This window comes from Pedobacter sp. (assembly GCF_035566355.1).
GTDB lineage: Bacteria > Bacteroidota > Bacteroidia > Sphingobacteriales > Sphingobacteriaceae > Pedobacter.
Genome location: NZ_DATMRL010000645.1, coordinates 1 through 14,310, shown reverse-complemented (window position 1 = coordinate 14,310; position 14,310 = coordinate 1). Strand labels below are relative to the sequence as shown.

At 42.3% G+C, this 14,310-nt stretch carries 11 protein-coding genes and 1 pseudogene; 8 read left to right on the top strand and 4 right to left on the bottom strand.

Translation table 11 applies throughout. The features are described from left to right. The first annotated feature begins 180 nt into the window (after nt 1-180). The 6 genes from VNZ46_RS25400 to VNZ46_RS25375 all read left to right on the top strand — a co-directional run bounded on the left by VNZ46_RS25400 (nt 181) and on the right by VNZ46_RS25375 (nt 10,049). A complete protein-coding gene (locus VNZ46_RS25400) occupies nt 181-972 on the top strand; it encodes an SDR family NAD(P)-dependent oxidoreductase (RefSeq protein ID WP_325563837.1) in 792 nt (263 codons plus the stop codon). Between the two features lie 144 nt (nt 973-1,116). Then, nucleotides 1,117-2,460, top strand: a complete 1,344-nt coding sequence (locus VNZ46_RS25395) for an aspartate aminotransferase family protein (protein ID WP_325563836.1) — start codon at nt 1,117-1,119, stop codon at nt 2,458-2,460. An 80-nt stretch (nt 2,461-2,540) separates the two neighbouring features. Beyond that, nucleotides 2,541-5,657 (top strand): TonB-dependent receptor, encoded by a 3,117-nt coding sequence (locus tag VNZ46_RS25390; RefSeq protein ID WP_325563835.1) that lies wholly within the window; start codon nt 2,541-2,543, stop codon nt 5,655-5,657. A 3-nt stretch (nt 5,658-5,660) separates the two neighbouring features. Then, nucleotides 5,661-7,451, top strand: coding sequence for a RagB/SusD family nutrient uptake outer membrane protein (locus VNZ46_RS25385; protein ID WP_325563834.1), 1,791 nt, complete (start codon nt 5,661-5,663; stop codon nt 7,449-7,451). 18 nt (nt 7,452-7,469) lie between these two features. Next, nucleotides 7,470-9,092, top strand: a complete 1,623-nt coding sequence (locus VNZ46_RS25380; protein ID WP_325563831.1) for a hypothetical protein — start codon at nt 7,470-7,472, stop codon at nt 9,090-9,092. 213 nt (nt 9,093-9,305) lie between these two features. Continuing rightward, complete coding sequence (locus VNZ46_RS25375) at nt 9,306-10,049, top strand: NUMOD1 domain-containing DNA-binding protein (protein WP_325563829.1); 744 nt, start codon at nt 9,306-9,308, stop codon at nt 10,047-10,049. Nucleotides 10,050-10,055: 6 nt separating this feature from the next. Here the strand turns inward: VNZ46_RS25375 and VNZ46_RS25370 are convergent, their stop codons facing one another. Next, on the bottom strand, nt 10,056-10,760 hold the full coding sequence (locus VNZ46_RS25370; RefSeq protein ID WP_325563827.1) for a hypothetical protein: 705 nt from the start codon (nt 10,758-10,760) through the stop codon (nt 10,056-10,058). A gap of 254 nt (nt 10,761-11,014) precedes the next feature. On the opposite strand from VNZ46_RS25370, the gene VNZ46_RS25365 reads away from it, so the two are divergent. Both VNZ46_RS25365 and VNZ46_RS25360 read left to right on the top strand, forming a co-directional pair. After that, nucleotides 11,015-11,584: a Crp/Fnr family transcriptional regulator gene (locus VNZ46_RS25365; protein ID WP_325563825.1), complete on the top strand. Its 570-nt coding sequence runs from the start codon at nt 11,015-11,017 to the stop codon at nt 11,582-11,584. Nucleotides 11,585-11,700: 116 nt separating this feature from the next. Then, nucleotides 11,701-12,975 carry an adenylosuccinate synthase gene (locus VNZ46_RS25360; RefSeq protein WP_325563824.1) on the top strand — a complete coding sequence of 425 codons (1,275 nt, stop codon included), beginning with the start codon at nt 11,701-11,703 and terminating at the stop codon, nt 12,973-12,975. 5 nt (nt 12,976-12,980) lie between these two features. Here the strand turns inward: VNZ46_RS25360 and VNZ46_RS25355 are convergent, their stop codons facing one another. The 3 genes and pseudogenes from VNZ46_RS25355 to VNZ46_RS25345 form a co-directional block, all read right to left on the bottom strand. Next, nucleotides 12,981-13,667, bottom strand: a complete 687-nt coding sequence (locus tag VNZ46_RS25355) for a hypothetical protein (RefSeq protein ID WP_325563822.1) — start codon at nt 13,665-13,667, stop codon at nt 12,981-12,983. A gap of 22 nt (nt 13,668-13,689) precedes the next feature. Beyond that, entirely contained in the window at nt 13,690-13,908 is a 219-nt protein-coding gene (locus VNZ46_RS25350) for a hypothetical protein (RefSeq protein ID WP_108551473.1), read from the bottom strand. Between the two features lie 61 nt (nt 13,909-13,969). Continuing rightward, nucleotides 13,970-14,310: pseudogene (locus VNZ46_RS25345) on the bottom strand (SPFH domain-containing protein); the annotation flags it as partial.

The following is a 14,310-nucleotide window of genomic DNA, read 5'->3' as shown; positions in this document are numbered from 1 at the left end:
TTTCATCTGAAACTGGGAAAAGTGCACACCTACCTGGACGACTTTGCACAAACCGACGAGGAACATCGCAAAATCCTGAAATATATTAAAGAGAAGAATCTAAAACTGGCAGAAGATGCACTATATAGTCATCTGGCCAGAGGTTCAGCTTCAGCACTAGGATTGAATTAAGACTGGCTCATGGATTTAAGAAAACGATTCAACAACCAACATGTAATGATTACAGGCGCTGCACAAGGCATAGGCTTTGAGATTGCCTGTCATTTTGCAAGAGAGGGTGCCCTGCTTTCCCTGTTGGATTTCAATGCCGCAATGCTTGATATTGCAATTGAAAAGATAAAACAACTGACCCCACAAGTCTACAACTATTGCACAGACATCTCGGTTAAAGAAGAAGTGGAACAAGCTGTTTCGGCAGCAGAACGCATACAAGCGATAGACATATTGATTAATAATGCAGGTATTGCCTATGAGACCCCTTTTCTTGAGATTGAAGAAACGGAATGGCAAAAGATCATGGACGTTAACCTTAAAGGCATGTTCCTGGTTTCGCAATCTGTTTGCCGTTTCATGGCTGCAAGAAAGAAAGGTGTAGTGGTCAATATGAGCAGCAAAAATGGCCAGGATGGAGAATTCGGCTATGCACATTACAATGCTTCAAAGGCTGGCGTAATTATGCTCACTAAAACCATGGCACTGGAGCTTGCTCATTTAAACATCCGGGTCAATGCAGTGGCTCCAGGTTATATCCAAACCCCACTTTCCCAAACCATTGATTCTCCTGAATTTACAGCAAATTTTGTAAAAAGCTATATTCCAATGAACAGAGTTGGTACACCACAGGAAATAGCGCCCCTTTTCTTATTTCTGGCCAGCGAAGAAAGCAGCTTTATTACCGGACAAGTATTTGTTGCCGACGGCGGGCAGCTGGCAGGTCAAAAGCCCGGTCAAAAACTTACAGGAGCCCTGTAACCTACATCCTACAGTTAAAAATAAAAAGAGGAAACAGAATAAATTCTGCTTCCTCTTTTCTGTATATGATTGTTTAAATATTTTGTATACATAAAAATAAATATTTTGTATACATTTACAAAACCAAATATAAAAACTGTACTTATGTCTCTTCGATCAAATCAGATCCTGCCTCAGGAAGCAAACCAATTCCAGAAGGTACAACAGGAAGCCAACAAATTCATTGCCGGTGGTGTGGTTTCTTTAAACCGAAAGGTACAGCCCCATATCATTTTCAAGAAAGGAAAGGGAAGCCGGATCTTCGACATCAACAACAAGGAGTATATAGATTATCACTCTGCCTTTGCCGCTCATTTACTGGGCCACAACAATAAAGAGGTAAATCAAGCGGTAACCCGGACTTTAAAAAACGATCACTCCCTGATCGGAAGCGGAACAAATCACCTGGAAATTAAACTGGCAGAGATGATGTGTACCCTTATCCCCTCCCTCGAACTGGTTCAGATCACCAATACAGGAAGTGAAGGGACCGCTCATGCCATCAGACTGAGCAGAGCCTATACAGGAAAAGAACACATCATACTGATCGCTGGCGGATACAATGGCTGGCATAATGATGTTGCAAGAAAAGTTATGCCAGGCTTAAAAGAAATTGGTCTGAGAAAGTCTCCCGGAGAATACCCCTTCCTCCCATCATCAGCAGGCATACCACGATCCGTCAGAAGTAAAGTACACTGCGTTAACTTCAATGATCTGGACTCTATTGAGTATGTTCTGAAAAAATACCCGGTAGCCTGCGTACTTCTGGAACCTGTACTGCAAAACATAGGCATTGTGCTTCCTCAGCCAGGTTACCTGGAAGGCTTGATCCGTTTATGCGAACAATACGACAGCGTATGCATTTTTGATGAAGTAAAAACCGGGTTTCGTTCCTCTCTAAGAGGGCACCAGCATCTGGAAGGCGTCAAGCCTCATTTATCCGTGTTTGGGAAGGCTATTGCAAACGGCTATCCCCTGGGTGTTGTTGGCGGAAAGAAAGAGATTATGGAATTGTTTGACGCACCCGACCCTAAAAAAAAAGTACTGATTGCAGGAACTTATAATGCTCACCCTTTGAATGTGGCTGCTGCGATATCTACCTTACAAATCCTGCAGAAACCAGAAACATATGAACATCTGGACAAAGTTTGCAATATACTCTACGGTGGATTGAGATCACTTTTTATGGAAAAAGGAATTCCGGCAATTGTAGCCACAAACGGGTCAGCATCCTGTACCTATTTCACACACAAAACACCCCTTGACCTGCATCATATTTTAACAGACCACGATTTTGACTTCGATCTGAAATACCGGAAAGCACTGATCCAGGAAGGTATTTACCTGCTTCCTGTTGCCTGTAAACAATCCTCCGTAAGTTATGCACACAGTCAGGAAGATATCTATCAAACACTTGAAGCCAATAAAAGAGTATTAAGCAGGCTTTAAGTCAAAATCTAAACCGTATACAAAATCAAACAAATACCGTTAACAAACCAACCAAATATTTTCCTTTAAACCAACATTGTATGAAATTTTTGTTCTTCTCCGGTATCGCAGGTTCTTCCATGAGATGGAAAATACCCTGCTTTATACGCTCCCTGTTTCTTATGCTCACTGTTTTTTCCAGTTTCTCTTATGGCCAGCAAAAATCTCCGGTCACAGGGGTGGTTAAATCTGGCGATTCTACGCTCTCCTCTGTTTCTGTTACTATAAAAGGAGCTTCAACAAGTGTGGTCACAGATGCCAAAGGCAAGTATTCTATTCCTGCTGCTCCAACAGATGTGCTGGTGTTCTCTTCCATTGGATACACCTCACAGAGTATCCCTGTGAATGGACGAACCCGTATCAATATAGAACTGATCAGCGAAATTCAATCGCTTAGCCAGGTGGTAGTGGTTGGTTATGGAACAGCAAAAAAAGCAACCCTAACCGGGGCCATAGTCTCGGTAAAGGGTTCTGATCTGGAAAAATCTCCGGCAATGAACCTGAGTAACAGTCTTGCCGGCAGGGTTCCTGGCGTAACTGCAGTTACCCGAAGCGGCGAACCGGGCAACGACGGAAGTACCTTGCTCATCCGCGGGTCAAATACATTGAATGACAACACCCCGCTGGTTGTCGTTGATGGAATTGCAGGGCGGCAGCTGGAAAGAATTGACCCATCAGATATTGAAAGTGTAACGGTATTAAAAGACGCTTCCGCAGCTATTTACGGGGCCCGGGCAGCCAATGGGGTGATTATGATCACCACCAAAAGGGGAACAACCGGAAAACCGACCATCAATTTTTCCTATGACCAGGGCTTTGTTCATCCAACGGTAATCCCTAAAATGGCCGATGCTGCCACTTATGCCCAAATGGTTAATGAAATTGAGCAATACAGAGACAAAGACCTCGTGTATTCTGCAGATGATATCCAGAAGTATAAAGACGGGTCGGACCCCTGGGGACACCCGAACACAGATTGGTTTAACGCCGTATATAAACCAATATCTATTCAAAGAAACAGTCACCTGTCTTTAAGAGGAGGAAGCGACGCGATCCGATATCTTGTATCCGCAGGATACCGATACCAGGATGCCATTTATAGAAACAGCGCTACCAATTATTCACAGGGAAATTTCCGTGTCAACCTTGACGCCAAAGTATCCTCCAACATTAAGCTCAGTTTCGATCTGGCGGGAAGACAGGAAAACAGAAATTACCCTACCCTGAGTGCAGAAGACATTTATTCCTCCACCATGCGTGGCAAACCAACCGTTGCTGCCAGATGGCCAAATGGACTTCCTGGCCCTGATATTGAGCGTGGGGCCAATCCGGTGGTCATGACGACAGATAAAACAGGCTATGATAAAGACATCCGTTATATCTTAGAAAGCAATGCCAAACTAGACATCAACATTCCCTGGGTAAAAGGGTTATCCCTTACAGGTAACGCCTCTATTGACAAACTCATGGACAACCATAAGCTATGGCAAACGCCATGGTACCTGTATTACTGGGACGGTCAGAGTTATGGAGCAGACAAACTTCCTGAATTGACCAAATCTTTAAAAGGGTATGCCACCCCCCAACTCAGACAAGACTTTAACAACGGTAACAGAACAACCCTTAATGGCTTGGTCAATTACAGCACATCCATTGGAGAAGTTCATCATCTTAAGGCCATGGTCGGTGTAGAGCGGATTACCGGTGACTCTCTTAACTTTTTCGCCGCCAGAAGGAATTATATATCTGCTGCCGCAGATCAGCTCTTTGCAGGTGGTGACGGAACAGATCAAACCAATGGCGGGTCTGCAAGCGTAGATGCACGTTTAAATTATTTTGGACGTTTAAACTACAATTTCAAAGAAAAATACCTGGCTGAATTCGTTTTCCGCTATGATGGGTCCTATATTTTCCCTGCAAACGGCAAGCAGTTTGGCTTCTTTCCAGGCGTATCTCTTGGCTGGGTCATCTCTGAAGAAGATTTCTGGAAAAAGAACCTTCCGTTTTTTAACCAGTTTAAAATACGGGGCTCCTGGGGACGTACCGGAAATGACCGCATTAATCCTTACCAATACCTCCAGGGTTATGCTTACGCAGGTGATGGAACAACTTCAACTACTTATATTTTTAACGGTACAGAAGAGCACAAGGCGATTAACGAAACGCGTATTGCCAATCCCAATATTACCTGGGAAATTGCCAACCAATCGAATATTGGGATTGATGGTAAAATGCTGAATGGAAGAATCTTCTTTTCTGCAGATTATTTCTACAATCTAAGAACAAATATCCTGGCTTACCGTAACGCATCCGTACCTGCATCGACAGGTCTTACGCTGCCACGTCAGAACATAGGAAAAGTAGCCAACCGTGGTTTTGAATTCCAGGTAGGTACCAACGGAAAAACCGGAGATTTCACTTATACGGTATCTGTTAATGGCGGATATCAAAAAAACAAGATCGTATTCTGGGACGAGGTTCCCGGCGCCCCGGTTTACCAGCAATCTACAGGTCACCCTATGAATACTTCTTTGTATTATGAAGCCATTGGTATTTTCAGAGACCAACAAGCCGTAGACAATTACCCGCACTGGGCAAATGCCAGACCTGGTGATATTATTTTCAAAGATGTCAACAGTGATGGTAAAATTGATGGATTGGACCAGGTACGCAGTGACAAGACCGACCTTCCAACTTTTACGGGAGGCTTAAATATAGACCTGCAATACAAAAACTTCTATGCTTCCCTCCTTATCCAGGGTGCAACCGGCGCTATGAGAAAACAATTTACTTTTTCAGGAGAAAGCGGCAACTTCCTTCAGGATGACGCCCAGGGAAGATGGACCATTGAAAACCCAGATGCCACAAAACCCAGAACCTGGAATTTTGCTGAAGAATATTGGATGAAACAATACGACATTAACAATACCTATTTCCTCAGAAACAGCAATTATGTAAGGTTGAAGAATGTAGAAATCGGATACAACTTCCCTGCTCCGCTACTCAATAAAATTGGAGTTAAAGGCTTAAGAGTATATCTCAGCGGCCTGAACCTGGTCACCGTAACAAAATTGAAAAACTATGATCCGGAATCCAGTTCAGACAATCCCTACCCATCCAACAAAGTTGTCAATGCCGGCGTTAACTTAACTTTTTAATCCATGAAAAATATTCTAATCACCTGCAGCTTTATTTTGTGCATTATGATATGGACATCATCCTGCAAAAAAGACTTTTTAGACACCAAGCCTTCAACAGAATTTTCTGGTGACGACATCTGGAATGACCCAAATCTGATTGAAGCCTTTGTTAACGGAATTTATTTAAACGTAGATAATCCCGCTAATGGCGGCGATGGCTTATTGAAAGGAGAATTTGTAGATGAGATGCACGACCAATGGTTCAGTTTCTTTGAATTCAACAACAGCCTGATCACTCCAGACAACCTGGCTTCCTGGCCCCATGAGAACTGGGACAAGCTGTATAAAAACATCAGGTCCTGCAACATTTATTTCAGTAAAATTAATGGCGCAAAAATAGACGATGCTCAGCTGAAAGACCGGATGACCGGTGAGGTGCATTTTCTGCGCGCCTACCTTTACCACCAGCTGGTGAGTCTTTATGGTGGTGTCCCCATCGTCAAAAAAGCCTATGGATTAAATGATGTATTTGCTGTAAAAAGAGACTCTTACAGTGATTGTATAAATTTTATCTCTAAAGAATGTGATTCTGCTGCATTGCTTCTCCCCCTTGTCCAGAGCGGAAGTAATCAAGGCAGAGTGACCAAAGGAGCTGCGCTGGCACTCAAAGCCAGAGCCTTGCTCTACGCAGCAAGTGACCTGCACAACAAACCTGTATTTTCAGGATTTGCGCAACAAGAACTGATCAGGTATACCGACGGAAATCAGGCCGCCAGGTGGAGAGCAGCAAAAGATGCAGCAAAAGCAGTAATTGACCTGGGCATTTATCGCCTGTATAAAGCCGATCCTGCTCCCGGAGATTCTATTGCTCAGAATTTTGCAAACATCTTTATCAGTAATGGCACAGAGGAAGACATCTGGGTAAGGTATTTTAAAACCACCTCACTCAATGGTTCACCTGATCTGAATTCACTTTCTCTGGTTTCAGGTCCCAATGGATACCACCTGTACGGACAAGACACTCCCTCCGGAGAAATGGCAGATCATTTTGAAATGTCCGACGGCAGCCCATTCAGCTGGTCAGATCCCTCAAAAGCCTATCAACCCTACAAAAACAGAGACCCCAGGTTTTACGCTTCTATTCTTTATGAAGGGGTTAAATTCAAGCCACGTCCATCAGACATCACCAATCTTGACCCAGTTGGTGTGATACAGGTAGGTACCTGGCAGCGATGGAATGTATCCAGCAATTCAATGGAGGAAATTTACGGACTGGACAGCAGAAAAGGTCCTGTGGAAAATTTCAACGGAGGGTACACAGGCTATTATCTGAGAAAGTTTATCGATCCGGCAATCAACGGTCAGTTCAGCACCAATGGCACACCCTGGCGTTATATGCGCTATGCAGAAGTTCTTTTAAACTATGCTGAAGCCTGCATAGAATTAAATGAAGAAAGCGAAGCCCGTTCCGCACTCAATCAAATCAGAAAAAGAGCTGGTATGCCCAATATCACAGATTCAGGCAACGCGTTGCGCAACCGTTACCGCAATGAAAGAAGAGTGGAACTTGCCTTTGAAGAACATCGCTTCTATGATGTAAGACGATGGCTTATTGCTCCCGAAGCTTATCAACAGTTTAGCGGGGTTAGCGTTGTCTATAAATTAAATGCAGATCATACCACAGCCACCATACCAACCATTACACCAATAGTAGTGCAAAAAAGCGCATGGCTCGATAAGGCTTATTTATTTCCGGTTTCCAGAGACGAAATGAACAAAAACGCTTTATTAGTTCAGAACCCCAATTATTAATCAATAACTTGCATATAAATGAAAACAAAACACATTCTCCTGGCCGCAGCACTGCTCTTTCTGAACATCACATCGCACGCCCAATATGCGATACTGAATAAAGACCTGCTTCGCGCAGAACAAGACCATATCCTGCCCGATTCCATCATCTACCATACGGTAAGAATAAATGGCTCCGGAAATATCCTGCCCTGGTATTCTACCAATTACGGGGCATCATTTGACCAGATGATCAAACTGGTATGGAAGTTCTGGAGCAATATGGAAACCGATACCAACGGCGTAAAATATTACATGAACCATCAGGTATGGAAAGCAGGCCATGACAAAAGAGGTATCGGTGGCGATCAGGTCGCTATGGGGATTTCCTCCTGGGATCTTTTATATAACTATCTGGGAGACAAGACCATCATTGAGGACATGAAATACCAGGCCGACTATTACCTGGCACATTCTATGTCTTCGCCAAACTGCAAGTGGCCCAATCTTCCTTATCCTTACAACACGAATGTGGAATCCGGCGTATACGACGGAGATATGATGGCAGGTAAAGGTGTACTACAACCAGACAAAGCCGGATCTTTAGGCTTCGAGCTTGTGCGCTTGTACAAAAAAACTGGCGAAACCAAATACCTGGATATAGCGATAAAAATTGCCAATACCATGGCCGCCAACATCCAAGCTGGAGATGCGAACCATTCGCCATGGCCATTCAAGGTAAATGCAGTAACTGGAGAAGTGGCTGCTCTTGGCAAAAATGACTTCTATAAAGAACTCAGGCAGGGTTCTTATACCACCAACTGGACCGGTACTATGGAACTGTTCAGCGAACTGATCAAACTCAACAAAGGAAACAAGGCGCAGTATCAGCAAGCATTCAATAAAACCTTAAACTGGTTTAAAAACTACCCTGAAAAAACGAACGACTGGGGGCCATTCTTTGAAGACGTACCCGGCTATTCCAAAACACAGATCAATGCTACGACCTACGCGATGTACGTAATGGAGCATAAAAACTTATATGCAGACTGGAAAAAAACCGTGAACCGCATCTTTGACTGGGTACATACCACCTTTAACAATAAAGACTGGGCAAAGTACGGCGTTACGGTAACCAATGAGCAAACCGCTTATCCGGTTGTGGGTAATAGCCATTCTGCCCGTCAGGCTTCTATGGAACTCCTGTACTGGGCATTAACAGGAGATACCACATTAACACGTAATGCAGTAAGAGAGCTTACCTGGGCAACTTATGCGGTAGACACCGATGGCAAAAACTACTACCCAACCAATGATGTGTGGATGACAGACGGATATGGCGATTATGTTCGTCATTACATCAGGTCTATGGCGATTGCACCGCAGCTGGCCCCATCAGATGCGGATCATATGCTCAGGACTTCCTCTACCGTACAGCGCATCAGTTACCAAAAGTCCTCGATATCCTATCAAATCTATGACAAAGCATCCAGCGACCTTTTCAGACTCACCAGCAAGCCTGTAAAAATCAGCATTAACGGCAAACTGCTTGCCCAGGCAAACGACAAAAATAAAGACGGATGGTTCTGGCAGCCTTTGGACCAGGGCGGAATCCTCAGCCTCCGGCAAAGACTTGGAAACAAGATTGAAATCACAAAATAACCATAAAATTAAAGGTCAGTCTAATCAGACTGACCTTTCTGTTAAAATACCATTAGCCCGAACAAGTATTCATTTTCAATTTAAGATTGCTTATATTAGAAATTAGAAAAAGGGGAAATAGCAACAAAAATGACTCTTCATTGTTATTTTAAACTCATTTCCTGACATGCTTTATCGTGTCATTCTAAAATATCAGATATATTTGTGATAAATATGCAGAAAGAAAAAAGTACCTACATGATTAGCCGTTATTCTTTAACCGGTCAATTACTTGAAACTTATCCAAATGCAAAAGTAGCTGCACAAGCGTTAGGTACATCACAAACCTACATTTCAAAAGCAGCCAGAACCAACAATAAGGTATGGACCGCACGTAAATATTTATGGAGGCGTGGAAATGAACCCGTTCTGGACCTTGCTCCCATGCTTAAAGAAAGATGGTATGGTGCCTCCCCAGTAAGCAAAAACCAAAAAACAATCGGTCAGTATGACCTGCAGGGAAACCTGATCAATACCTATACAAATACTGTAGAGGCAGGAAAAGCAGTAGGCATACACCACAAAGGTATTCGCGATGTAATTAAAGGTCGTGGCCTCACTTATGGCGGCTTTATATGGAATAAAACCCTAAAGAAAAAGATCCGTGTCGATTCTAAGATCACTTCCAAAATTGAAAAAGTTTCGCAATACGATTTAGATGGCAGGTGGGTCAAGTCTTACGACAGCTGCCTGGCTGCTGCGCAAAAAACGAAAATTGACAATGGCCAGATCCATCACTGCCTGAATGGCCACTTATTAACCGCAGGTGGATATTTATGGCGTAAAGGCGAAAAGTTAAGGATCAATACGAGTGAGCTTCGCAAGCATCCCCGCTACCCGGGCTCCAAACTCGATAAGCATATGAGAAAGAAGAAGCAATTAAATACGGCATCCAAAACGGTAAAAGAACTCAAATAAGTTTGGTTATATTTTGGAAGGTACCTGCTCCTCACCGTCAACAAAAATCCGGGTACCTGAAACTCTCATTGGATCAAATTTAAAATCTATCATTGTACCATTATTAGGATTGCCATACAGATCGAAAACCATCTCTCCAAGGAGTTTCCCATCAGTGCCATAGTACAAGGCTTTGTATTCATTAAACCGCATTTCCTGTCTTATCCCTTTTAAATCACCATCGTAAACGATCTGCTTTACCCGATCTGATTTTTCATACACCGTGATCAGATCGTAAGGAATGGTTTCTCCGTTGATCTCAGTACCCTTATAACTATAAACAGAAACATTCTCCTCCTCGCCATCTTTGTAAATGGCATCCTGATTGAGCTTGCCATTTTCGTAATACGTTTTAACCGGACCATTTAAAACGCCATTCTTAAAAACTGAAGTACCTGTAATTTTTCCTTGCTCACTATAATACTTGACCAGGCCGTCAAATTTTTCTTCAGTTTTAGAAAGTGAATAGCCCTCAAACTGCAGTTTCCCTGACTTATAATAATCTTTAAAAAGATATTTACCGTTCACAGATATAGGTTCAGGCCTAAAGTACACCATATTTTCTTTGGTAGCAGGCTTCCAGTTTTTATCAAAATACTGTGTATTGATCTGACCCGTTGCCCTGGTCAAGACCAAGAGCAGAACAAACAAGGAGGTAATATATTTTTTCATTGGAATATAATTTGTTTTTTATCGGTAATGAAGCTATCATGAGTTTTATTCATTGTGTTTTGTGAGTGTAAACTCATGATGGTTTCATAAGTCAACCATTAGATGATGAAACAAATTTACAAAAAAAAGAACGAGTGATTGCTCCTTTGAGAAGGTCTTATCTGGTTTCTGAAACCGTAGCATTTTATCACACTCCTATGATCTTTTTTGTCAATTGACAATTTCCTTTCGGCCCTTTTATATTAATTTTGAATATGGAAGCACTTATTCGTTACTTACTTCAATACGGTAATCTTAATCCAGAGCAAATTGCATTGATTCAATCCAAAGCCGAAGCTAAAACCATTGAAAAAGGAACCTATTTCTCTGAGGCAGGAAAGATTGCAGGACAAATAGGCTATGTAATAGAAGGTATTTTAAGGGTCTGTTATTACAACAATATCGGGGAAGGCTTTACCCGTTATTTCGTTTATGAAAATCGCTTTGTAGCTGATATCAATAGCTTCAGAGATCAGCTTCCTTCTTCGGAATACATTGAAGCCGTTACGGACTGTACCCTTATGATATTTTCAAAGGGGAGTTTTACAGAACTATCAGATAGCATCCCCGCCTGGAACAGCATATTTGCCAAAATCACCTCTAATGTACTGGAGAATAAAATGAAAGCCAGCAGTAATATGCTGGTTCAGGATGCACAGACCCGTTATATTCATTTCCTGGAGCACTACCCTGGTTTGGCCAACCGCGTCCCCCTTTCTATGCTTGCCTCCTATCTCGGAATTACCCCCTCTTCTTTAAGCCGCATCAGAAAAAACATTACATAAATGCGTTCTTGCCATTTGGCAATTGTCAAACGCGGGCTATTGCTCAACTTTGCAGTCATACAAACAACCAGCAAGTCGAAAGGCAAGCTGAATTTTAAAAACTATAAATAACAAGTATGGCTGTTGATGTTTTATTAGGCTTACAATGGGGCGACGAAGGCAAAGGAAAAATTGTTGATGTTTTAAGCCCTGAATTTGATTTAATCGCACGTTTTCAAGGTGGTCCAAATGCTGGGCATACCTTAGAGTTTGAAGGCAAAAAATTTGTACTCAATACCATCCCTTCGGGTATCTTTCTGGAAAACACCATGAATCTCATTGGCAATGGTGTAGTTATCGATCCTATTGCATTAAAAAGGGAACTGGACCAACTAAAAAAATCAGGTTATGATCTGCTGACAAAAAAGAACCTGCTGATCAGTAAAAAAGCACATCTGTTATTACCTACCCATACCGTACTGGACACTGCTTCAGAAGGAAAAATGGGCCACAATAAAATTGGATCCACACTTAAAGGCATCGGCCCCTGCTATATGGACAAAACGGGTCGTAACGGTTTGCGTATCGGCGATATTACCTTACCTGACTTTAGAGAACGTTATCAAAATCTTGTTCGTAAACACGCATCGATATTGCAGGCATTTTATGGAACCACTATTGATTTCAGCGAAATTGAACAAGCTTTTTTTGAAGGCATTGAACTGCTTAAACAATTTCCGCTTGTAGATTCGGAGCACCTGATTCATGATTACCTTAAACAGGGTAAAAAAGTTTTGGCAGAAGGTGCACAAGGCACTTTACTAGACATAGACTTTGGATCTTATCCCTTCGTTACTTCTTCTAATACGATAACTGCCGGCGCCTGTACCGGCTTAGGAATCAATCCAAAACAAATAGCTGAAGTCATCGGCATTTTTAAAGCCTACAGTACCCGCGTTGGAAATGGACCGTTCCCTACCGAATTACAAGACGAGAATGGGGATAAATTGCGAAATCAAGGCCGCGAATACGGTGCCAATACCGGAAGACCGCGCCGCACCGGCTGGATTGATCTGCCCGCACTAAGGTATGCTATCCTGATTAACGGCGTAACTCAATTGGTTTTAACCAAAGCCGACGTTTTAAGCCATTTTGAAACCATACAGATATGCACTCATTATAACTACAATGGTGAAATCATTGACCATATGCCATACGACATCAGTACCATTGCCCCTACCCCCATTCTAAAAGAGATGCCGGGCTGGCAGCAGGACATTAGTCAAATTAAGGATGCTGTGCAAATTCCTCCTCAATTACAAGACTATATCAGGTTTTTAGAAGAACAATTAGAGGTACCCGTCAAATATTTATCCGTTGGACCAGACCGGCTGCAAACCCTGGTTCTATAATAGAATTACTCCTCAAAATTTTCCACTTCTTCTTTTGAAGTATTTCCGGTTTCTCCATTAACGAAGATGCCTTTCAATATTTTTTTACCATCGGAAGTAACTGCTTTGGTGTCCCAGCTAATAATCCAGACAGGGCCAGAAGCATTTACTTCCCGGTTTACATAGGTGAAATTATCAGCGGGATCAATACCTTTATCTTTCATCAGAACCAATATACTATCCCAGTTAAACTTAAATGGCGCATCATAATCCACCTGCTTGATCACATGCCCCGTTTCATCGTAGTTTGTCCAGATCCCCTTAAGAAATCCGTCACCATGAAACCGCTCTCCTTTTTCTTCCAAACGGCCATCTTTATAAAAGGATCTTGAAAGAAAAAAGTAACTCTTTGGCCTGGTCAGATCTTCATGATAGCCATCTTTCGTTTTGTACTGATGCAGGATATTCCCATTATTATCGATCAGATTTCTCTCGTTATCCACCAAATCCTTATTGAATTTCTCTACATCAAAACGCTCCAGATCTGAATGTTCATCTGCCGAAGAAGTCTGGTTTGGCTTATTGTTTACTTCAGATTTCTTCGTCTGCCCACCATTGCAGGAATACAACAGAACCGCACAGATAAAACTCAAAACCGCTATAAAAACTGTTCTTCTGCACATTCCAATTTCAGACAATAGGTCTTTTATCATTCCTTTTTAGGTTAAAGTTCCGCTAACCGATCAGTAAAAGTTTATTCATAACGCTTTTCAGTAACTTCACCGTTACCGGTTGATTCTGATTGCGGTCATTGAGGTCCTGAATAATTTCAGTGATTGCTTTTTGGCGTTGAATAAACAACCAGCCCGCGAAATCTGCTGAATTTTCTTCTGCATCCAGACCCGTTTCTGATCTGAAGATCTGTTTAAATTCTTCCACTACGCTTAAATCCATAGACAATATTTTCAAATATTAACGCTTCGAAACTAAGTAAAATTACCATGATATGGTAAACTTAATTCCCTCCCAATATGACAGGGTTCTTTCCATTTCCCATAATAATAACTTTTGAATTTGGAGACAGCGCGATGCTCTTTTGCGCAAGAATAGATTCATACTGGAGCTGCTTATCGCTCAAGCCCGTTGATAAAATCCGTTGATAATCTGCAATACCCTGGGCCTCTACGCGTTTACGCTCCGCTTCCTGCCTTTCTTTCTGTAAAACGAACTGCATCTTTTGAGCATCCTGTTCCGCATTAATTTTAGACTCAATCGTTTTCCGAACCGATTCAGGTAAGGTCACATTCCTGATCAATAACTGTTCAAGCTTTAATCCGCGCTTAGCAAAGCTATTGT

What these genes read in the sequence shown, in the direction of transcription:
- VNZ46_RS25400 (WP_325563837.1), top strand. Translation starts at nt 181, where the DNA reads ATGGATTTAAGAAAACGATTCAACAACCAACATGTAATGATTACAGGC.
- VNZ46_RS25395 (WP_325563836.1), top strand. Translation starts at nt 1,117, where the DNA reads ATGTCTCTTCGATCAAATCAGATCCTGCCTCAGGAAGCAAACCAATTC.
- VNZ46_RS25390 (WP_325563835.1), top strand. Translation starts at nt 2,541, where the DNA reads ATGAAATTTTTGTTCTTCTCCGGTATCGCAGGTTCTTCCATGAGATGG.
- VNZ46_RS25385 (WP_325563834.1), top strand. Translation starts at nt 5,661, where the DNA reads ATGAAAAATATTCTAATCACCTGCAGCTTTATTTTGTGCATTATGATA.
- VNZ46_RS25380 (WP_325563831.1), top strand. Translation starts at nt 7,470, where the DNA reads ATGAAAACAAAACACATTCTCCTGGCCGCAGCACTGCTCTTTCTGAAC.
- VNZ46_RS25375 (WP_325563829.1), top strand. Translation starts at nt 9,306, where the DNA reads ATGCAGAAAGAAAAAAGTACCTACATGATTAGCCGTTATTCTTTAACC.
- VNZ46_RS25370 (WP_325563827.1), bottom strand. Translation starts at nt 10,760, where the DNA reads ATGAAAAAATATATTACCTCCTTGTTTGTTCTGCTCTTGGTCTTGACC.
- VNZ46_RS25365 (WP_325563825.1), top strand. Translation starts at nt 11,015, where the DNA reads ATGGAAGCACTTATTCGTTACTTACTTCAATACGGTAATCTTAATCCA.
- VNZ46_RS25360 (WP_325563824.1), top strand. Translation starts at nt 11,701, where the DNA reads ATGGCTGTTGATGTTTTATTAGGCTTACAATGGGGCGACGAAGGCAAA.
- VNZ46_RS25355 (WP_325563822.1), bottom strand. Translation starts at nt 13,667, where the DNA reads ATGATAAAAGACCTATTGTCTGAAATTGGAATGTGCAGAAGAACAGTT.
- VNZ46_RS25350 (WP_108551473.1), bottom strand. Translation starts at nt 13,908, where the DNA reads ATGGATTTAAGCGTAGTGGAAGAATTTAAACAGATCTTCAGATCAGAA.